This window comes from Trinickia violacea (assembly GCF_005280735.1).
Classification (GTDB): domain Bacteria; phylum Pseudomonadota; class Gammaproteobacteria; order Burkholderiales; family Burkholderiaceae; genus Trinickia_A; species Trinickia_A violacea.
Map to the genome: position 1 here is coordinate 969,890 of NZ_CP040077.1, position 20,606 is coordinate 990,495.

18 protein-coding genes are annotated in these 20,606 nt (G+C 64.4%); 8 read left to right on the plus strand and 10 right to left on the minus strand.

Going from position 1 to position 20,606, the window contains the following annotated elements:
* Positions 1–101 precede the first annotated feature (101 nt).
* Together clpS and clpA are read left to right on the plus strand one after the other, a co-directional pair.
* Positions 102–416, plus strand: coding sequence for an ATP-dependent Clp protease adapter ClpS (gene clpS / locus FAZ95_RS04365; RefSeq protein ID WP_137331330.1), 315 nt, complete (start codon positions 102–104; stop codon positions 414–416).
* The gene (gene clpA / locus FAZ95_RS04370; protein ID WP_137331331.1) at positions 413–2,710 is read left to right on the plus strand and encodes an ATP-dependent Clp protease ATP-binding subunit ClpA; all 2,298 of its coding nucleotides are present in this window, start codon (positions 413–415) and stop codon (positions 2,708–2,710) included. Before clpS ends, clpA begins: the two co-directional genes overlap by 4 nt.
* 110 nt (positions 2,711–2,820) lie before the next feature.
* On the opposite strand, the gene dut is transcribed toward clpA, so the two are convergent.
* The 6 genes from dut to FAZ95_RS04400 form a co-directional block, all read right to left on the minus strand.
* A complete protein-coding gene (gene dut, locus FAZ95_RS04375; RefSeq protein ID WP_137331332.1) occupies positions 2,821–3,267 on the minus strand; it encodes a dUTP diphosphatase in 447 nt (148 codons plus the stop codon).
* A 21-nt stretch (positions 3,268–3,288) separates the two neighbouring features.
* Positions 3,289–4,305, minus strand: coding sequence for an LLM class flavin-dependent oxidoreductase (locus tag FAZ95_RS04380; RefSeq protein ID WP_137331333.1), 1,017 nt, complete (start codon positions 4,303–4,305; stop codon positions 3,289–3,291).
* A gap of 41 nt (positions 4,306–4,346) precedes the next feature.
* A complete protein-coding gene (coaBC, locus tag FAZ95_RS04385) occupies positions 4,347–5,561 on the minus strand; it encodes a bifunctional phosphopantothenoylcysteine decarboxylase/phosphopantothenate--cysteine ligase CoaBC (RefSeq protein ID WP_137331334.1) in 1,215 nt (404 codons plus the stop codon).
* Between the two features lie 27 nt (positions 5,562–5,588).
* On the minus strand, positions 5,589–6,089 hold the full coding sequence (lspA, locus tag FAZ95_RS04390) for a signal peptidase II (protein ID WP_137331335.1): 501 nt from the start codon (positions 6,087–6,089) through the stop codon (positions 5,589–5,591).
* A complete protein-coding gene (gene ileS / locus FAZ95_RS04395) occupies positions 6,089–8,926 on the minus strand; it encodes an isoleucine--tRNA ligase (protein WP_137331336.1) in 2,838 nt (945 codons plus the stop codon). Before ileS ends, lspA begins: the two co-directional genes overlap by 1 nt.
* A gap of 180 nt (positions 8,927–9,106) precedes the next feature.
* The gene (locus tag FAZ95_RS04400) at positions 9,107–10,111 is read right to left on the minus strand and encodes a bifunctional riboflavin kinase/FAD synthetase (protein WP_137331337.1); all 1,005 of its coding nucleotides are present in this window, start codon (positions 10,109–10,111) and stop codon (positions 9,107–9,109) included.
* A gap of 114 nt (positions 10,112–10,225) precedes the next feature.
* Here FAZ95_RS04400 and purN point away from each other — a divergent pair, with 114 nt between their 5' ends.
* The 6 genes from purN to nadC all read left to right on the plus strand — a co-directional run bounded on the left by purN (position 10,226) and on the right by nadC (position 17,321).
* Positions 10,226–10,879, plus strand: coding sequence for a phosphoribosylglycinamide formyltransferase (purN, locus tag FAZ95_RS04405; RefSeq protein ID WP_137331338.1), 654 nt, complete (start codon positions 10,226–10,228; stop codon positions 10,877–10,879).
* Positions 10,876–12,279, plus strand: a complete 1,404-nt coding sequence (locus tag FAZ95_RS04410) for an RsmB/NOP family class I SAM-dependent RNA methyltransferase (RefSeq protein WP_137331339.1) — start codon at positions 10,876–10,878, stop codon at positions 12,277–12,279. Before purN ends, FAZ95_RS04410 begins: the two co-directional genes overlap by 4 nt.
* A gap of 62 nt (positions 12,280–12,341) precedes the next feature.
* Positions 12,342–13,706: a mechanosensitive ion channel family protein gene (locus tag FAZ95_RS04415; RefSeq protein ID WP_137331340.1), complete on the plus strand. Its 1,365-nt coding sequence runs from the start codon at positions 12,342–12,344 to the stop codon at positions 13,704–13,706.
* Positions 13,707–13,910: 204 nt separating this feature from the next.
* Entirely contained in the window at positions 13,911–15,107 is a 1,197-nt protein-coding gene (locus FAZ95_RS04420; RefSeq protein ID WP_137331341.1) for a DesA family fatty acid desaturase, read from the plus strand.
* A 166-nt stretch (positions 15,108–15,273) separates the two neighbouring features.
* On the plus strand, positions 15,274–16,422 hold the full coding sequence (gene nadA / locus FAZ95_RS04425; RefSeq protein WP_137331342.1) for a quinolinate synthase NadA: 1,149 nt from the start codon (positions 15,274–15,276) through the stop codon (positions 16,420–16,422).
* On the plus strand, positions 16,422–17,321 hold the full coding sequence (gene nadC, locus FAZ95_RS04430) for a carboxylating nicotinate-nucleotide diphosphorylase (protein ID WP_137331343.1): 900 nt from the start codon (positions 16,422–16,424) through the stop codon (positions 17,319–17,321). The genes nadA and nadC overlap by 1 nt, the downstream gene beginning before the upstream one ends.
* A gap of 15 nt (positions 17,322–17,336) precedes the next feature.
* On the opposite strand, the gene nadB is transcribed toward nadC, so the two are convergent.
* The 4 genes from nadB to radC form a co-directional block, all read right to left on the minus strand.
* Complete coding sequence (gene nadB, locus FAZ95_RS04435; protein ID WP_137331344.1) at positions 17,337–18,935, minus strand: L-aspartate oxidase; 1,599 nt, start codon at positions 18,933–18,935, stop codon at positions 17,337–17,339.
* A 166-nt stretch (positions 18,936–19,101) separates the two neighbouring features.
* Complete coding sequence (rpmG, locus tag FAZ95_RS04440; RefSeq protein ID WP_004185395.1) at positions 19,102–19,269, minus strand: 50S ribosomal protein L33; 168 nt, start codon at positions 19,267–19,269, stop codon at positions 19,102–19,104.
* Between the two features lie 10 nt (positions 19,270–19,279).
* A complete protein-coding gene (gene rpmB, locus FAZ95_RS04445; RefSeq protein WP_004186391.1) occupies positions 19,280–19,513 on the minus strand; it encodes a 50S ribosomal protein L28 in 234 nt (77 codons plus the stop codon).
* Between the two features lie 291 nt (positions 19,514–19,804).
* A complete protein-coding gene (radC, locus tag FAZ95_RS04450) occupies positions 19,805–20,572 on the minus strand; it encodes a RadC family protein (protein WP_137331345.1) in 768 nt (255 codons plus the stop codon).
* Between the last annotated feature and the right edge of the window lie 34 nt (positions 20,573–20,606).

The following is a 20,606-nucleotide window of genomic DNA, read 5'->3' on the forward strand; positions in this document are numbered from 1 at the left end:
TGCGCGATGGGGGACCGTCGGGCGGCAGCGATTGAGCCACCGGCCAGGCGGTCGGGTTTTGACAGGATTGCGGGCCTGTCCGAGTTGTTTAGAATGGGTGTATGGCGATTATTCCGGACAAGCAAGACAGCACCGTACTGGAGCGGCAGGAAAAGAAGCTGAAACCGCCTTCCATGTATAAGGTGGTGTTGCTGAACGACGATTTCACGCCAATGGAATTTGTCGTGATGATCGTGCAGGAATATTTCAATAAAGACCGCGAGACCGCGACGCAGATCATGCTGAAGGTCCATCGCGAGGGGCGGGGAGTTTGTGGGGTCTACACGCGAGACATCGCGTCGACCAAGGTCGAGCAAGTCGTTACCCACGCAAGGCAGGCAGGGCATCCGCTGCAGTGCGTGATGGAGGAAGCATGATTGCCCAGGAACTGGAAGTGAGCTTGCACATGGCGTTTATGGAAGCACGCCAGGCGCGGCACGAGTTCATAACGGTCGAACATCTTTTACTGGCCTTGTTGGACAATCCGACGGCAGCAGAAGTGTTGCGTGCGTGCGCGGCCAACATCGAGGATCTGCGCCAGAACCTGCGCAATTTCATCCACGACAACACGCCTACTGTTCCCGGCACCGACGACGTCGATACGCAGCCGACACTCGGCTTTCAGCGAGTGATCCAGCGCGCGATCATGCACGTCCAGTCGACCTCGAACGGCAAGAAGGAAGTGACGGGCGCGAACGTGCTGGTCGCGATCTTCGGCGAGAAGGATTCGCATGCGGTCTACTACCTGCAGCAGCAGGGCGTGACGCGCCTCGACGTCGTCAATTTCATTTCGCACGGCATTGCGAAGACGAGCAGCAGCGACGCCGCCAAGGCGAGCGACGCGAACGCCGAGGCCGACGAAGCCGCCGCGCAGAAGGAAACGCCGCTCGCGCAGTTCACGCAGAACCTGAACCAGATGGCGAAAGACGGCCGCATCGATCCGCTGATTGGGCGCGAACTGGAAGTCGAGCGCGTGGTACAGGTGCTGTGCCGCCGTCGCAAAAATAATCCGCTCCTCGTGGGCGAAGCCGGCGTCGGCAAGACGGCGATCGCCGAGGGGCTGGCCTGGCGCATCACGCGCGGCGAAGTGCCCGATATCCTCGCGGACGCGCAGGTCTATTCGCTCGACATGGGCGCACTGCTCGCGGGCACCAAGTATCGCGGCGATTTCGAGCAACGTCTCAAGACGGTGCTGAAAGAATTGAAAGAGCGTCCGCATGCGATTCTGTTCATCGATGAAATTCATACGCTGATCGGCGCGGGCGCCGCGTCTGGCGGCACGCTCGATGCATCGAATCTGCTGAAGCCGGCGCTGTCGTCGGGCACGCTCAAGTGCATCGGTGCGACCACCTTCACCGAATATCGCGGCATCTTCGAAAAGGACGCGGCGCTCTCGCGGCGCTTCCAGAAGATCGACGTGACCGAGCCGACTGTCGAGCAGACGGTGGCGATCCTGCGCGGCCTGAAGTCGCGCTTCGAAGAGCACCACGGCGTGAAGTATTCGTCGGGGGCGTTGTCGGCGGCGGCTGAGCTGTCGGCGCGCTTCATCACCGATCGTCATCTGCCGGACAAGGCGATCGACGTGATCGACGAAGCCGGCGCCGCTCAACGCATCCTGCCGAAGTCGAAGCAGAAGAAGACGATCGGCAAGAGCGAGATCGAGGAAATCATCTCGAAGATCGCACGCGTGCCGGCGCAGAGCGTGTCGCAGGACGATCGCAGCAAGCTCCAGACGCTCGATCGCGACCTGAAGAGCGTCGTGTTCGGGCAAGACCCGGCCATCGACGCGCTGTCCGCTTCGATCAAGATGGCGCGCGCGGGCCTCGGCAAGACCGACAAGCCGATCGGCGCGTTCCTGTTCTCGGGCCCGACGGGCGTCGGCAAGACCGAAGTGGCGCGTCAGCTCGCGTTCACGCTCGGCATCGAGCTGATCCGCTTCGACATGTCCGAATACATGGAGCGTCACGCGGTGAGCCGCTTGATCGGCGCGCCGCCGGGATATGTCGGGTTCGACCAAGGCGGTCTCCTGACCGAGGCCGTCACGAAGAAGCCGCACTGCGTGCTCCTGCTCGACGAAATCGAGAAGGCGCATCCGGACATCTTCAACGTGCTGCTGCAGGTGATGGACCACGGCACGCTGACCGACAACAACGGCCGCAAGGCGGATTTCCGCAACGTCATCATCATCATGACGACGAACGCGGGCGCCGAGTCGATGCAAAAGGGAACGATCGGCTTCACGAGCCGCCGCGAAACCGGCGACGAAATGGCCGATATCAAGCGGATGTTCACGCCTGAGTTCCGCAACCGCCTCGATGCGACGATCAGCTTCCGTTCGCTCGATGAAGAAATCATCATGCGCGTGGTCGACAAGTTCCTGATGCAGCTCGAAGATCAACTGCACGAGAAGAAGGTCGACGCGCTCTTCACCGACGCGTTGCGCAAGCACCTCGCGAAGCACGGTTTCGATCCGTTGATGGGCGCGCGTCCGATGCAGCGTCTGATTCAGGATACGATCCGCCGTGCGCTGGCCGACGAGTTGCTGTTCGGCAAGCTGATGAACGGCGGCCGCGTGACGGTCGATGTCGACGAGAACGACAAGGTGCTGCTCACGTTCGACGAGAACGCCGCACCGCGCAATCCGAATCCGGAGACGGTCGAAGCCGAGTAACGAGCGAACGCGATTCGCAGGTAATGGAAGCAAAACGGCGCGGGTTGATTCCCGCGCCGTTTTGCTTTTGGAGCCTCCGGTTCAACAGGGCGCTAAACCCTGCCGCAGCATCAATGCTTGCCCGTGCTTCCGAAGCCGCCGGCGCCGCGGTCGCTCTCGTCGAACTCGTCGACGATATTGAAGTGCGCTTGCACGACCGGCACGATCACGAGCTGCGCCAGGCGCTCCATCGGATTCAGCGTGAACGTGGTGTGTCCGCGGTTCCACGTCGAAATCATCAATTGGCCCTGATAGTCCGAATCGATCAGCCCGACGAGGTTGCCGAGCACGATGCCGTGCTTGTGCCCGAGACCCGAGCGCGGCAGGATCATCGCCGCGTAGCCCGGATCGCCGACGTGGATCGCGAGGCCGGTCGGCACCAGTGCGGTCTGGCCCGGTTCCAGCGTCAGCGGTTCGTCGAGGCACGCACGCAAATCGAGGCCGGCGCTGCCGGACGTCGCGTAGGCGGGAAGCTGGTCGCGCATACGCGCATCGAGAATCTTCAGGTCGAGTTTCATGCAGACTTGGTTGAGTGAGGGTCAAGCGGTTGGGTTGTCGCGCCCGAGCTCGAAAGCTTGAGCGAGGAGTTCGTATGAGCGCAGCCGGGCACGATAACTGCCGGCGACGGTCAGGATGATCAATTCGTCGGCGTCGAATAGGTCTCTCACTTCGGTGAGGCGCGCCGTCACCGATTCCGGCGTCCCGATGATGCTGCGCGGCTTCTCGCGATCGATCACGAGCTGGTCGCGCTCGGCGAATTCCTGCAGGCGGCCTTGTTCGATCGACGGAATCGGCGCGTTCAAACCGTACGCCATTTGCACGCGGCGCAGGTCGACGGCCCGTTCGAGGTCGGCGGCCTCCTTTTCCGTATCCGCGCAAATCACGAAGACGGACGCGGCAAGGTAGGGCTTCTCTTCGTGGCCCGGCGTGAAGCGATCTCGATACGCTTCGCCGACGTGATGCCCGAAGTGCGCGTTGATGAAATGCGCAAATGCAAATCGCATGCCGAGCCGCGCCGCGAGCATGCCGCCGAAATCGCTCGAGCCGAGCATCCACAGTTGCGGACGCGTCGCGATTTGCGGCTGCAGCAGCACGCCTTGCGCGAGGTGGTCGAGCGGCAGCTTGCCGCTCATCAGCGCGACGAGATCGGCGACTTGCTCGGCGAAGATTTCGCCGCGGTTGTATTGACCGGCCGCCACCGCCTGAGCGGTGCGCATGTCGCCGCCGGGCGCGCGTCCGACGCCGAGGTCGACGCGGTTCGGGAACAGCGCTTCGAGCATCAGGAACTGCTCGGCGACCTTGAACGGGCTGTAGTAGGGCAGCATGATGCCGCCGGAGCCGATGCGGATGCGTTGGGTGAGGCTGCCGAGCCGGGCCAGCATCACTTCGGGGCAAGGGTTCGAAACCCCTCGCAGGCCGTGGTGCTCGGCGCACCAGTAGCGCGTGTAGCCGAGATCGTCGGCGAGCTGCGCGAGCTCGAGGGTGGCGGCAATGGCGTCGGCCACCGAGTGCCCGTCGATCACGGGCGTTTGATCGAGCACGGAAAGTAGCGTCATGGCAGTACCGCTCCGAGTTAAGCCGCTAGTCCAATCCCCGATTAGGAAATCAGGCTCGTGTCCGGCAATCTGCGAGCGATCTCGCCGATCAGCGTTTGCGCGAGCGTCGTTTTGTCTGCGCGCGGCAGCTTGGTCACGCCGCCGGCTTCGAACAGCGCCACTTCATTATCGTCGCGGCCGAACGTTTGCGGGCCGAGATTGCCGATCAGCAGCGGCACGTTCTTGCGGACGCGCTTTTCTTCGCCGTTCACGTCGAGGTTGCCGCTTTCCGCAGCGAAGCCAACGCAGAACGGCGGATGCGGCAGCTTTGCCACCGCCGCGAGGATGTCCGGGTTCTCGACAAACGTAAAGCTCGGCATCTTGCGGTCGGCCGTCTTCTTGATTTTATGCACGCTTACGTGATCCACACGCCAATCCGCAACGGCGGCGACCGCAATGAAGATGTCGCAATCCACCACTGCCTGCATGACGGCGTCATGCATTTGCTGGGCCGTTTGCACGTCTTCCCGGAACACGCCCCAGGGCGTATCGAGCGCGACCGGGCCGGCCACCAGATGCACGTCCGCGCCGGCCTGCTGCGCGGCGCGCGCGAGCGCAAAACCCATCTTGCCGCTGGAGAGGTTCGTGATGCCGCGCACCGGATCGAGCGGCTCGAAGGTCGGGCCGGCCGTGATCAGCACGCGCCGGCTAGCCAGCACCTTCGGCTGAAAGAACGAGGCAATGGCCTCATAGGCCGCTTCCGGCTCGATCATGCGGCCGTCGCCCACTTCGCCGCATGCCTGCGCGCCGGAATCCGGGCCGAGCACGAGCACGCCGTCGGCGCGCAGTTGCGCGACGTTGCGCTGCGTCGCCGGGTTCTGCCACATCTGGCGGTTCATCGCCGGGACGACGAGCAGCGGACAATCGCGCGCGATGCACAGCGTGGAGAGCAGGTCGTCGGCCATGCCGTGGGCGAGCTTCGCGAGGAAATCGGTCGACGCGGGCGCGATCACGATCGCGTCCGCTTCACGCGACAGGTCGATGTGCGGCATGTTGTTGTCGATGCGCGCATCCCACTGGCTCGTGTAGACCGGGCGCCCCGAGAGCGCCTGCATCGTGACCGGCGTGATGAACTGCGTGGCCGCTTCGGTCATCGCGATTTGCACGGTCGCGCCGGCCTTGGTCAAGAGCCGCGTCAGCTCGGCGATCTTGTAGCAGGCGATGCCGCCCGTCATGCCCAGTACGAGGTGTTTTCCTGCGAGTTCTGCGGTTGCCAACGAGGGTCTCCGAAAGCGAAGGCGCGTTTAGCGCGCGCCGCGCACGCGCCGCAATTCGTCGAGCACAAGCAAGATCGCGCCGATCGTGATCGCGCTGTCGGCAAGATTGAACGCGGGCCAGTGCCAGCCGCCGACGTGGAAATCGAGGAAGTCGATCACGTGGCCGTACACGAGCCGGTCGATCACGTTGCCGAGCGCGCCGCCCATGATCAGCGCGAGCGACGTGCAGAAGAGCCGCTGGTTGCCGTGGCGCTTCATCAAGTAGCAGATCACGGCCGCGGCGGCGACGCCGAGCAGCGTGAACGCCCAGCGCTGCCAGCCGCCCGCCATGGCCAGGAAGCTGAACGCCGCGCCGCGATTGAACACGAGAAAAAAGTTGAAGAAAGGCGTGATCGCGTACGGCACGGCGTAGGCAAACACCTTCGACACCGCGATCTTCGTCAACTGATCAGCCAGGATCACGATCAGCGCAATGCCCAGCCACGGCGCGAGGGTTCCGCTTGCTTGCTTCGACATGGTTTTTGCCATTATGCCGCGCTCCGGGTCTCGCCGCTGCCGAACAGGTTGGAGACGCAACGGCCGCAAAGCGTGGGGTGCTCGGCGTTCGCGCCGACGTCTTCGCGGTAGTGCCAGCAGCGCTCGCACTTGAGGTACTTCGAGGTCACGACTTGGACGCCTTCGTCGGCTTCGGAGTCGACCTTGACGACGGTCGCCGCCGACGTGATCAGCATGAACTTGAGGTCGTCGGCGAGGCTGGCGAGCGCGTCGTAACGCGCGCCGCTCGCGCGGATCTCGACTTCGGCCTGCAGCGACGAACCGATCTGGTTCGCGACGCGCGCCTCTTCGAGCGCCTTCGTCACGTTGCCGCGCACCTCGCGCAGGAGCGACCACTTGTCGAGCAGCGCTGCCGCGTCCGGCACTTCCGGGTACGCGTAATACGTTTCGGTGAAGATCGTGTCGCGGCCCGGCTGGAACACCTTCCAGGCCTCTTCCGCCGTGAACGACAGGAACGGCGCCATCATCCGCAGCAGACCCTGCGCGACGTGATAGAGCGCCGTCTGCGCCGAGCGGCGCGCGGCCGAATCGGGGGCGCTCGTGTAGAGGCGGTCTTTGAGCACGTCGAGGTAGAAGCCGCCCAGGTCTTCGGAGCAGAACGTCTGCAGTTTCGCGACGACCGGGTGGAATTCGTACTTCTCGTAGTGCGCGAGCACGTCCTGCTGCAGCGTCGCGGTGAGCGCAACCGCGTAGCGGTCGATCTCGAGCCACTCGCCGATCGGGCGTGCGTTCTGTTCGATGTCGAAGTCCGACAGGTTCGCGAGCAGGAAGCGCAGCGTGTTGCGAATGCGCCGGTAGCTTTCCGTCACGCGCTTCAGGATTTCCTCGGAGATCGCGAGTTCGCCCGAATAGTCGGTCGACGCGATCCACAAGCGGATGATTTCCGCGCCGAGCCGGTTCGCGACTTCGTGCGGATCGACGCCGTTGCCGAGCGACTTGCTCATCTTGCGGCCTTCGCCGTCGACGGTGAAGCCGTGCGTGAGCAAGGCGTCGTACGGCGCGCGGCCGTCGAGCATCGATGCCGTCAAGAGCGACGAATGGAACCAGCCGCGGTGCTGATCCGAGCCTTCGAGGTAGAGGTCGGCCGGGAATTGCAGCTGATCCTTGTGCGAGCCGCGCAGCACGTGCCAGTGCGTCGTGCCCGAGTCGAACCAGACGTCGAGCGTGTCACGGTTCTTTTCGTACATATTGGCGTCGTCGCCGATCAGCTCGCGCGGATCGAGCGTCTGCCATGCCTCGATGCCGGCTTTCTCGACGCGTTGCGCAACAGCCTCGAGCAGCTCCAGCGTGCGCGGATGCAGCTCGCCCGTTTCCTTGTGGACGAAGAACGCCATCGGCACGCCCCATTGGCGCTGGCGCGAGAGCGTCCAGTCCGGACGGTTCGCGATCATGCTGTGCAGGCGCTGCTTGCCCCACGACGGGTAGAACGCGGTCGCGTCGACGGCGGCGAGCGCCGTTTCGCGCAGCGTGCGGCCGCCGTCTTGCGGGGTGACGTCCATGCCGGCGAACCATTGCGAGGTCGCGCGATAGACGATCGGCGTCTTGTGGCGCCAGCAGTGCATGTAGCTGTGCGTGTACTTCTCGGTGTGCAGGAGCACGCCTGCCGAGCCGAGCGCCTCGACGATCTTCGGATTCGCCGACCAGATCGACAGGCCGCCGAACAGCGCGAGCGATTCGATGTAGCGGCCGTCGCCCATCACCGGGTTGATGATGTCGGAGTCGGCCATGCCGTGCGACTTGCACGACTCGAAGTCTTCCACGCCATAAGCGGGCGACGAGTGGACGATGCCCGTGCCGGACTCGGTCGTCACGTATTCGCCGAGATACACCGGCGCCGTGCGCTTGTAGTCGGGGTGCGAGGACGCGAGCGGATGATGGAAGCGCAGGTTCACGAGCTTGGCGCCCGTCGTGGTCGCGACGACGCGGCCTTCGAGCTTGTATTGCTTCAAGCACGCTTCGACGCGTTCTTCCGCCAGGATCAGGAGGCCGCGCGGCGTATCGACGAGCGCGTAGACGATCTCCGGGTTCACGTTGAGCGCCTGGTTCGCGGGGAGGGTCCACGGCGTCGTGGTCCAGATCACGATGCCGCCTTCCTGGCGCGGCAGCGCGGTCAGGCCGAACGCTTGAGCGGTCTTGTCCGCTTCGGCGAACGGGAACATTACGTCGATCGTCGGATCGGTCTTGTCCTTGTACTCGACTTCGGCTTCGGCAAGCGCCGAGCCGCAGTCGAAGCACCAGTTCACCGGCTTCAGGCCGCGGAACACGTAGCCTTTCTCGATGATCTTCGCGAGCGCGCGGATTTCACCGGCCTCGTTCGCGAAGTTCATCGTCTTGTAGGGGTTGTCCCAGTCGCCAAGCACGCCCAGGCGGCGGAAGCCGGCCTTCTGCTTTTCGATCTGTTCGGTCGCGTAGGCGCGCGCCTTTTGCATCACTTCCGCCGCCGGCAGCGACTTGCCGAACTGCTTTTCGATCTGGATCTCGATCGGCATGCCATGGCAGTCCCAGCCCGGCACATAGGCCGCGTCGAAGCCCGCCATGTTGCGTGACTTGACGACCATGTCCTTCAGAATCTTGTTCACCGCGTGCCCGAGGTGGATGTCGCCGTTCGCATACGGCGGGCCGTCGTGCAGGATGAACTTCTTGCGGCCAAGGCTGGCCGCGCGGATCTTCTCGTAGACCTGGTTTTCCTGCCATTCCTTGACCCATTGCGGCTCGCGCTTGGGCAGGTCGCCACGCATCGGGAACGGCGTGTCGAGCAGGTTGACCGGATACTTGGCCTGGGGTTTCGAATCGGCTTTCTTGTTGCTCATGGTGAGATCGCTGGAAAACGGTGGACGCCCGGCTGTGGGCGTCGTGTTGGGCGTGGCGTCGTGGGCGTCGGGCTCTGTCGCGGGTGTTTCCCGAGTGTCCGACGCGACGCCGTGTACGGTGCTTGCTGCGTTTTTCTGGCGGTGCGGGTGCGGGCTTCGGCATCGGCGCGCACCGCGCGGCTACCTAATTCGATCGGTGGCCGAGGTCGAGAAGCCCGTCGTGCGGCTGCCGGGCGCGCTGCCGCCCGAGCCGCCGAGCGCCGCGAAATAGTCGCGCGCATTCACGACGTCGCGCGCAATCGCCTTCGACAGCGTTTCGAGGTCGACGAATTTCTCCTCGTCGCGCAGCTTCTTCAGAAATTCGACGCGCACGAGTTTGCCATAAGCGTCGCCGTGCCAGTCGAGCAAGTGAACTTCGAGCAGCACGCGGCCGGAATCGTCGACGGTCGGGCGCAGGCCCAGGCTCGCGACGCCCGGCAGCGGCTCGGGGCCGATGCCGTGCACGCGCACGACGAAAATGCCGGAGAGCGCCGGCCGCTTGTGCGCGATCGGCAGGTTCAGCGTGGGAAAGCCGAGATCGCGGCCGAGCTTCAAGCCGTGCACGACGTGGCCGCTGATCGCATAGTCGCGGCCAAGCGCCAAGCGTGCGGTATCGAGATCGCCCGCGATGAGCGCCGCGCGCACGCCGGAGCTGGAAATGCGTGCACCGCTCGGATCGGCCACGGTCGCCATCTGCTCGACTTCGAAGCCGTGCTGCTCGCCGGCGGCCTTCAGCGACGCGAAATCGCCCGCGCGCTTCGCGCCGTAGCGGAAATCGTCGCCGATCATCACCCAGCGCGCGTGCAGCCCGTTGACGATGATCCGCTCGACGAATGCATCGGGCGTCTGACTCGCGAACGTGTGATTGAAGTGCTCGACGACGACGCGGTCGACGCCGTTCATCCGCAGCGATTCCAGCTTGTCGCGCAGCATCGCGATGCGCGGCGGCGCGCCGGCCGGATTGAAGAATTCCCGTGGGTGCGGCTCGAAGGTCATCACGCAGACGGGCAGGCCGCGCGCGTCGGCCGCCGCGCGCACGTGGGCGAGCAGCGCCTGGTGGCCGCGGTGGACACCGTCGAAATTGCCGATCGTCAGCGCGCAGGGCGCCCGGCTTTCGGCGTTGGGAAGACCGCGGAAGACTCTCACGATAGCGGATGGTGGTGGGCGGGCGGGTGCCGCAAAGCAGAAGATTATAAACGCTCGGGGCAAATGGCGGCTCTCCCCGGCGGTTTGGCGCTTCCCGAATGATAAAATCCGCGGATGAAAAAAATCGTCATCCTGATTTCAGGACGAGGCAGCAACATGGAAGCGATCGTGCGCGCCTGCGCGCACGAAGGCTGGCCGGCGCAAGTCGCCGCCGTGATTGCCAACCGTCCCGACGCCGCGGGTCTTGCGTTCGCCGCGTCGCACAATATTGCCACGCAAGTCGTCGATCATCGCGCTTATCCCGACCGTGAGCGTTTCGACGCCGCGCTCGCCGCCGCCATCGACGGTTACGGGGCCGACCTCGTCGTACTCGCCGGTTTCATGCGTGTGCTGACGCCGGGCTTCGTCGATCGCTACGCCGGGCGGATGCTGAACGTGCATCCGTCGCTCTTGCCGAGCTTTCCGGGTCTGCATACGCATCAGCAGGCGCTCGCCGCCGGGGTGCGGCTGCACGGCGCGACCGTGCACTTCGTCACGTCGCAGCTCGACCATGGGCCGATCGTCGTGCAGGCGGCGGTGCCCGTCGTCGATGGCGACGATGCGGCGGCGCTCGCCGCTCGCGTGCTGACTTACGAACACGTGATCTATCCGCGGGCGGTACGCTGGTTCGTCGAGGGGCGGCTCGCGCTCGACGGCTTGCGCGTCAGCCTGACGCCGCCTGAGCCGCAATGGCTCTTTTCTGACCAGCTCGCCGGGGAAAAAGCATGAAAGGGAAGGAAGGAAAGGGATCCAACGGAAAAGGGCAAAACGGCCAAAAACGCTCGCGGGGCGCCGAGGGCGTGCGTGCCCCGGGCGCTCGTGCCCCGGGCAATCGCGCATCGTCGGGCCGCGGCGGCGCGGACGGCGGGCCGCGCGTGCATGGCTTTTTGATCGGCCAAACCGAATCGCTTCTGGCGGAGGTCCTCAAGCTCACCGGCCCGGCCGACGCCACGACGAGCCGCTTTTTCCGCGCCCATCCGAAGCTTGGCCACAATGAACGCGGCGTGATCGCCGAAGCCGTGTTCGCCGTGTTGCGCCGGCGCATGGAATTCGCCCATCTGGCCGAAAGCGGCAGCGGCAGCCCGGCGCGGCGCCTGACGCTGCTCGGCCTGATGCAGACGATGGGGTTGTCGGCGCTCAAGCCGTTCGTTTCTCCAGACGAACTCGCGTGGCTCGAGCACGTGTCGAAGATCGATCCGCAGAGCTTGCCCTTGCGCGTACGCACGAACCTGCCCGAGTGGATCGTCGAAGCGCTCGCGAAGCGTTTCGACGCCGACGAGCTGGCTCAACTCGCCGCCGCACTGAATTACCCGGCGCCGCTCGATTTGCGCGCGAATCCGATCAAGGCGACCCGCGACCAGGTTCTCGACACGCTGAAAGCCGCGGGTATCGACGCCGGCGCCATGCCGTTTGCGCCGTTTGGCGTGCGTGTCGCCGGCAAGCCCGCGCTCACGAAGCTGAAGGCGTTCGAAGACGGCTGGATCGAAGTGCAGGACGAAGGCAGCCAGCTGCTGTGTTCGCTGGTCGCGCCCAAGCGCGGCGAGATGATCGTCGACTTCTGCGCGGGCGCGGGCGGCAAGACGCTCGCGCTCGGCGCGATGATGCGCTCGACCGGGCGTCTGTATGCGTTCGACGTGTCCGATCGCCGGCTTGCGAAGTTGAAGCCGCGTCTGGCGCGAAGCGGGCTGTCGAACGTGAACCCGGTGCTGATCGACAGCGAGCACGACGCGAAGATCAAGCGACTCGCGGGCAAGATCGACCGCGTGCTCGTCGACGCGCCGTGCAGCGGCCTCGGCACCCTGCGCCGCAATCCCGACCTCAAATGGCGCCAGTCGCCGGAATCGATCGCCGAGCTCGCGCCCAAGCAGGCGTCGATCCTCGAGAGCGCCGCGCGGCTCGTGAAGAAGGGCGGGCGCCTCGTCTACGCGACGTGCAGCGTGCTCGAAGCGGAAAACGAAGCGATCGTCGCGCAGTTCCTCGCCGAGCATCCGGAGTTCGTGCTCGTGCCCGCGGGCACGGTGCTCGCGGAGCAGCGCATCGAGCTGGAAATGGGCGATTACCTGTCGCTGTGGCCGCATCGCCATGCGACCGACGGCTTCTTCGCCGCGGTGCTGGAGCGGCGCGGTTGAGGCGCCTTAAGCACGTTAAGCACGTCGAGCACGTCGAGCAGGTTGGGTAGCGCAGGTTGCGCATGGCTTTGACTGAAAACCGCATCTTTTCGCACATGCTGGGCGGCATCGTTCGCGACTTCGGCCAGCCGGTGATGATCTGGCAGGCCGGCGCGCTCATCGGCGCGCTGGGCGTGGCGTGGCTCCTCGCGCGTTTCGTGCGCCGCAAGCTCGATTTGCGCCGGCAGACGCGCTATCAAGCACTGCGCTCCGGCGCCGAGAGTCTCAACAAAGCGATCTTTCCGCTGCTGGGCGGTGTGCTCGTGTGGTCGATCGAGGAGGTGCTCGGCGCCTATATGTCGACGTCGCTGCTCGAGCTCGCGGTCGTGCCGCTGTTCGGTATCGCGCTGATCTACCTCCTGTTCTTCATTGGACGGCGCGTGTTCAGCAGCGGCGGCCAGACGCACGCGTGGCTGTTCGTCGCCGAGAAGGGCGTGTCGGTGCTCGTCTGGATCGGCATGGTGCTGACGGTGCTCGGTATTCAGGATGACGTGATCCAGTGGATGAGCACCGTGCGCTTCCATGTCGGGACCGCGCACATGACGCTGCTGTCGCTCGCGACGGGCATCGTCTGGGTCGGCGTGACGCTGATCGTCGCGATGTGGCTCGGCTCGGCGCTCGAGGACCGCGTGATGCGGGCGAGCACGATCGACGCGAACCTGAAGGTGGTGCTCGCACGCGTCGGGCGCGCGGTGCTCGTGCTCGCGGCCGTGCTGATCAGCTTGTCGCTCGTCGGTATCGACATTACGGTGCTCGGGGTGTTCGGCGGCGCGCTCGGCGTCGGCCTCGGCTTCGGTCTGCAGAAGATCGCGAGCAACTACGTGTCAGGCTTCATCATCCTGATCGACCGGTCGCTGCGGATCGGCGACACGATCAACGTCGCCGGCCTGCAGGGCATGGTCACGCAGATCCGCACGCGCTACACGACGGTGCGCGGGCTCGACGGCATCGAAACGCTGATCCCCAACGAGAAGCTCATCACCGACGTCGTGCAGAACCACTCGTCGTTCCTGACCCGCGGCTACGCGAAGGCGGCCGTGCAGGTCGCCTACGAATCGGACATCGAGGCGGTGCTGCTGCTGCTCGCCGACGCCGCGAAGGACGTCGAGCGCGTGCTGCAGGACCCGGCGCCCAGCGCCTTTCTGGTCGGCTTCGGCGCGGACGGCATCAATCTCGAGCTCGGCTTCTGGATCGAAGACGCGGCCAAGGGGACGGCGGGCGTGCGCTCGCAGGTGAACCGCAACATCTGGCGGCTTTTCGCCGCACATGGCGTGTCGATCCCGTTTGCGCAGCGGGAAGTGCGTATCATCGGCGGGGTTCCGGAGGGCTTCTCGAAACCGGCAGAAATGGCCGATTCCGTGGAGGGCGAGGCGGCGCCTGGCTCGTAAAGGAATCGCAATATAGGGTGCCAGATCCGGATGTCGTTTTTTGACGACGCGTCGCCTGTCGGCAAGCCCACAGACAAAAAAATCTCCATTTGTTACAAACACTTGGAACCGACGAGGTAAAATGCCGTCCAACCTCGCCTTATGCTTTCACTTTCTTGACATCCGCCGGTCGGCGGACGTTTCTCGATCCACGGATAAACTGCCTTGCTGAACTCCCTGTTCGATTTCCTCGCGAATGGCCTGCTCCGCTTTACGTGGTGGCAAATTGTGCTGTTTGCGCTCGTCGTCACGCACATCACGATTATCGGCGTCACGGTCTATCTGCACCGCTGTCAGGCGCACCGCGCACTCGATCTGCACCCGGTCGCGAGCCACTTCTTCCGTTTCTGGCTGTGGATGACGACCGGCATGCTGACCGGCCAGTGGGCCGCGATTCACCGCAAGCATCACGCGAAGTGCGAAACCGAGGAAGATCCGCACAGCCCGCAAACGCGCGGCATCTGGAAGGTGCTGCTCGAAGGCGCCGAGCTCTATCGCGCCGAAGCGAAGAACGAAGAAACGATGCGCCGCTTCAGCCACGGCACGCCGAACGACTGGATCGAGCGCAACGTGTACTCGCGCTACCCGATTCTCGGCATCAGCCTGATGATGGTGATCGACGTCGCGCTGTTCGGCATCGTCGGCCTGTCGGTGTGGGCCGTGCAGATGATCTGGATTCCGTTCTGGGCGGCGGGTGTCGTCAATGGCCTCGCGCACTTCTGGGGCTACCGCAACTTCAACTCGGCCGACGCCAGCACGAACATCTTCCCGTGGGGCATCATCATCGGCGGCGAAGAGCTGCACAACAATCACCACACGTACGCGACGTCCGCGAAGCTGTCGAACAAGTGGTTCGAGTTCGATATCGGTTGGATGTACATCCGCATTCTCTCGGCGTTCAAGCTCGCGAAGGTGAAGAAGGTCGCGCCCACGCCGCGTCTGTCGAAGGGCAAGCTCGTGCTCGATCAGGAAACCCTGCAGGCCGTGCTCTCGAATCGCTATGAAGTGATGGCGCGCTACGGTAAGACGGTCAAGCAGGCGTACCGCCAGGAATTGGCGCGCTTGAAGGAAGTGGGTGCGCGCGAGAAGTACCTCGTGATGCGCAACGCACGCAAGTGGTTCCACAAGGACGAATCGGGCCTCGACGAACCGCAGAAGCGTCAACTGCCGGAAATTTTCGCGAACAGCCAGAAGCTGCGCACGTTCATCGAGCTGCGCAACGACCTGGCCGCGATCTGGGAGCGCTCGAATGCTTCGCGCGAACAGTTGCTGGTGCAGCTGCAAGATTGGTGTCATCGTGCGGAACAAAGCGGCATCAAGGCCCTGCAAGAGTTTGCGATGCGCCTGCGCCGCTACGCCTGATCTCGAAATCCTTTAAAATTTAGAGACGTCACAAAACCCCGCGCTGGCGGGGTTTTTCTTTTTGTCGACCCGAGTTGGCTCTTACTCGGGTCCCATGCAACGCTAGGCGTCCGGATCGCGCTATATAGGGGTTGCGACGCCAGTGGGTGAGGCAGAGGAGATGAAAATGGAATCAGCGGTCAAAACGGTCGAGTTCGACCAGCCGCTCGTCGCCGGGGGCGCCATGGGCGCGACGTGCGGTGTCGGCCACGCGTGGGCGAAGGTGCCTGCCGCACCGTCGGCGGAGGAGCGCATTGCGTTGAAGGCGCGGATTCGTTCGTTGCTGGCGCGCGAAAAAGCGGTGCTCGTCGCGCACTACTATGTCGATCCGGAGCTCCAGGAGCTGGCCGATGAAACCGGTGGTTGTGTTGCGGATTCGCTCGAGATGGCCCGCTTCGGGCGCGATCACGATGCGCAAACGCTCGTCGTCGCCGGTGTGCGCTTCATGGGCGAAACGGCGAAGATCCTGAGTCCGAACAAACGCATCCTGATGCCCGATCTCGACGCGACATGCTCGCTCGACCTCGGTTGCCCGGCCGACGAATTCTCCGCGTTCTGCGACGCGCATCCCGATCGCACGGTGGTGGTGTACGCCAATACGAGCGCAGCAGTGAAGGCGCGCGCCGACTGGATGGTGACGTCGTCCATCGGCCTCGAGATCGTCGCCGATCTGCATGCGCGTGGCGAAAAGATCCTGTGGGCGCCGGATCGGCATCTCGGCAGCTACATCCAGAAGAAGACCGGTGCGGACATGTTGCTGTGGCAAGGCTCGTGCCTTGTGCACGACGAATTCAAGGGCATCGAACTCGACTTGCTGCGCGCCGAATATCCGCATGCGAAGGTGCTCGTGCATCCGGAGTCGCCGGAAAGCGTGGTTGCACAGGCCGATGTCGTCGGGTCGACGACGCAGTTGATCGACGCCGCGCAGAAGCTCGACGCGACGCACTTCATCGTCGCCACCGATCTCGGCATCTTGCACAAGATGCGGCTCGCGGCGCCCGGCAAGACGTTTATCGAAGCGCCGACCGCCGGCAACAGCGCGACCTGCAAGAGCTGCGCGCACTGTCCGTGGATGGCGATGAACGGTCTCGTGAATCTCGCCGAAGTGCTCGAGCGCGGACATAACGAAATCCATGTCGATCCGGCAATCGGCGAGCGTGCGCGTCTGCCGATCGATCGGATGCTCGACTTCGCAGCGGCGCGCAAGAAGCGCGTGCAGGCAAGCGGCGATCTCGCGCGCGATACGGCGCTGTTTGCGAATGTGGGGGCGGCGTAATGAGGGCTTCCGAGTTGACGCCGGTCGAAGCGGTGTCGCCGCTGTTCGAAGAAATCCGTGCGCAATACGGCGTCGCGTTCGACGCGGCGCTCGCGCGCAACGTGACCGATGCGCTTGCCGAGGATGTCGGCAGCGGTGACCACACGGGACGCCTCGTTCCGGCTGGCGAAGTGCGCAATGCGCGCATCATCGTCCGCGAAGAAGCGGTGCTGTGCGGCGTGTTGTGGTTCACCGAAGTGATGCGCCAGGTCGACCCCGCGATCACCGTGCGATGGCGCTACCGCGAAGGCGACCTCATGGGCGCGGATACACCGGTGTGCGAACTGCGTGGCCCGTCGCGCTCGCTGCTGACTGCGGAGCGCAATGGGCTCAACTTCCTGCAACTCCTGTCGGGTGTCGCGAGCGCGACGCGCCGCTATGTCGAGGCGGTAGCAGGCACGCGCGCGCGTATCGTCGATACGCGCAAGACGCTGCCGGGGCTGCGGCTCGCGCAGAAGTACGCGGTGCGCGTGGGCGGCGGTGCGAACCAGCGGCTCGCGTTGTACGACGGGATTCTGATCAAGGAAAACCATATCGCCGCGGCAGGCGGTGTCGGGGCGGCGATGGACGCGGCCTTGGCGCTCGATGCAGGTGTTCCGATCCAGATCGAAGTCGAGACGCTCGAACAACTCGAGACGGCTCTGGCCCATCGCGCCGAGTCGATCTTGCTCGACAACTTCTCGTTCGACGCGATGCGCGACGCCGTTCGTTTGACGGCTGGGCGCGCGGTGCTCGAAGCATCGGGTGGCGTCAATCTCGATACCGTTCGGACGATCGCCGAAACCGGCGTTGATCGCATCTCGATCGGCTCGCTGACGAAGGATGTTCGAGCTACCGATTATTCGATGCGTATTGTTTGACGGATTGCGCTTCGCTCAAACGTTCCGATTGCGCACGTGCTCTGGCGACAGCACGGTCGGCAGCGCCTTCGGCAACGCGGCTGGCCAGTCGCGGCTGTAGTGCAGCCCGCGGCTTTCCCTCCGCGACCTGGCGCTCTCGACGATCAGCGACGCCACGTCGACCAGGTTGCGCAATTCGAGCAGATCGCGGCTCACCTTGAAGTTCGCGTAGTACTCGTGGATCTCGTCGCGCAGCATCGCGACGCGGTGCTTCGCGCGTGCGAGCCGCTTGTCGGTGCGTACGATGCCGACGTAGTTCCACATGAGCCGCCGCAACTCGTCCCAGTTGTGCGCGACGACGACCTCTTCGTCCGGGTCCGACACGCGGCTTTCGTCCCAGTCCGGCAGTGGCGCGTGAGCCGCCGCGCTGAAGCCTTCTTTCTCGATCGCAGCCGCAGCCGAGCGACCGATCACGAGACACTCGAGCAGCGAGTTGCTGGCGAGCCGGTTCGCGCCGTGCAGTCCGGTGCACGACGTTTCGCCGACCGCATATAACCCGGCCAGGTCCGTACGTCCTGCCAAATCGGTAACGACGCCGCCGCACGTGTAATGCGCAGCGGGCACGACCGGGATCGGATCTTTCGTGATGTCGATGCCGAACTCGAGGCAGCGCGCGAGAATCGTCGGGAAGTGCTCGCGGAGGAACGCCGCGGGCTGGTGGCTGATGTCGAGATAGACGCAGTCGATGCCGCGTTTCTTGATTTCGAAATCGATCGCGCGGGCGACGATGTCGCGCGGCGCGAGCTCGGCGCGCTCGTCGTGGCTCGGCATGAAACGCGTGCCGTCGGGGAGTTTCAGCAGGCCGCCTTCGCCGCGCACGGCTTCGGAAATCAGGAACGACTTCGCGTAGGGGTGGAACAGGCACGTCGGATGGAACTGGATGAACTCCATGTTCGACACGCGGCAGCCTGCGCGCCATGCCATCGCGATGCCGTCGCCGGTCGCGGTGTCGGGGTTGGTCGTGTACAGATAGACCTTGCCGGCGCCGCCGGTCGCCAGCACCGTGTGCGGCGCTTCGATCGTGACCGTGCGGCCGTTCGCCAGATTGAGCGCATAGAGCCCGTGGCAGCGGCGGCCCGGCAGGCCGAGCCGATCGGAGGTGATGAGATCGATGGCGTAGTGATCTTCGAGCAGCGTGATGTTCGGATGCCGCTGCACGCGATCGCTCAACGTCGCGACCACGGCGTGACCGGTCGCGTCGGCCGCGTGGATGATGCGCCGATGGCTGTGGCCGCCTTCGCGCGTCAAATGGAAGCCGAGTTCGGCCGCGTCGTCTTTCGTGAAAGGGACGCCTTGCTCGATCAGCCATTCGATCGCCGAGCGCCCGTGCTCGACGATAAAGCGGGTCGCCGTCTCGTCGCACAGGCCGCCGCCGGCAACCAAGGTGTCCTCGACGTGGTTTTCGATGCTGTCGGCCGAATCGAGAACGGCGGCAATGCCGCCTTGTGCCCAGTCGCTCGCGCCTTCGGTCATCGATCGCTTGGCAATGACCGCGACGCGGCGCGTTTCCGCCAAATTCAGCGCGACCGATAGCCCTGCCAGCCCGCTCCCCACGATCACGACGTCGAAATTCATCTGCAGTCCCTCTAAGTCTTTTTTCTACACTTGAGCCGAAGCCGCGCCGCAGCGCGCGTCGCGTTAAACGAAAGAGGATACCCCGTTGCGAGGCGTGGGGGACGGCACAAAAGCAAAAGCCCCGCGCAGAGGCGGGGCTTTTGTCGTCTTCAGGCTCGGAACCAGATTACTTGATCTTGGTTTCCTTGTACGCCACATGCTTGCGGGCGACGGGATCGAACTTCATGATCTCCATCTTTTCCGGCATGTTGCGCTTGTTCTTCGTCGTGGTGTAGAAGTGACCCGTGCCTGCGGTCGATTCCAGCTTGATTTTGTCGCGTGCGCCTTTCGCCATGATTTACTCCTTAGGCTTCACCGCGTGCGCGCAGGTCTGCGAGCACGGAGTCGATACCGTTCTTGTCGATCAGGCGCAGGCCGGCGTTCGAAACGCGCAGGCGCACCCAACGGTTTTCGCTTTCAACCCAGAAACGGCGGTTCTGCAGGTTCGGGAGAAAACGACGCTTGGTCTTGTTGTTCGCGTGGGAAACGTTGTTGCCGCTCATCGGCGCTTTCCCAGTTACTTGGCATACGCGTGCCATATGAGAGCACTCCTAAAACGCTTAAATTCGGGTTCGAGCCGGGAAGGTTGCTCTTCCTAGAAGAGCTGGCCTCACAGTGGTAGCTGCCACAGCTACGATTGAGACCCGAGCCGTTCTTTTAGGAATGGCCCTTCGCTGGCACTGAACAGGGTTGGAAACAGAGGCAGACGGCGATTCTAGCAGAAAAAGCTCAGAAAAATCAAACCCTATTTGCGAACGGCCGGCTGGCCGTTGCAGAACGCCGGCATGGGGCGCCGAGCGCGTCGGTCAGGGCCCCAAGCAGGGCGGCCTTCACATCCATCCCGCCTGGGCGAACGAAAAAACCGTGTCGCTGCCGACGATCAGGTGGTCCATCAGCTGCACGTCGATCAGCGCAAGCGAGTCGCGCAGCACGCGCGTGAGCCGGCGATCGCTCGCGCTGGGCTTGGCGGCCCCAGACGGATGATTGTGCGCGACGATGAGGCCGGCCGCGTTGAGCGTCAGCGCCCGGCGCACGATTTCGCGCGGATAGACGGCCATCCGGGTCAAGGAGCCGCGCGAGCTTTCCTCTGTATGGAGAAGGCGGTGCCGCGCGTCGAGAAACAGGCAGACGAACACCTCATGGGGCCGCGCGCCGATCAGAAGGCGCAGGTAGTCTTCGACGGCGCCGGGCGAATCGACGAGCGGCCGCTCGCGCGCTTTCTCCGCCAGTGCGCGGCGCGCCATCTCGACGACAGCCAGCAGCGTGGCGCTCTTTGCCGGCCCGATGCCGCGCAATCCCTTGAAATCGGCCGGCGTCGCGTCCAGCATGGCGCGCAGCGAGCCGAAGCGCGCCAGAAGTGAGCGCGCGACGTCGAAAACGTTGTGTCCCGGCAGACCCGAACCCAGAAACAGGGCGATGAGCTCGGTGTCCGACAGCGCGGCGGGCCCGGCTTCGATCAGGCGCTCGCGCGGCATGTCGCGCGCCGGCCAGCCGCTGGGACTGGACGGCTCGTTCTGATCGTGCGCCGCTTCCGGCGGTTCGGGCAGGTAGGCGGCGAGCGGATCGGCAGGCTGTGCGGCGGTGGAACTAACGGACATCGATTTATCTCCGAGAGGCGTAGGCGGCGGATAA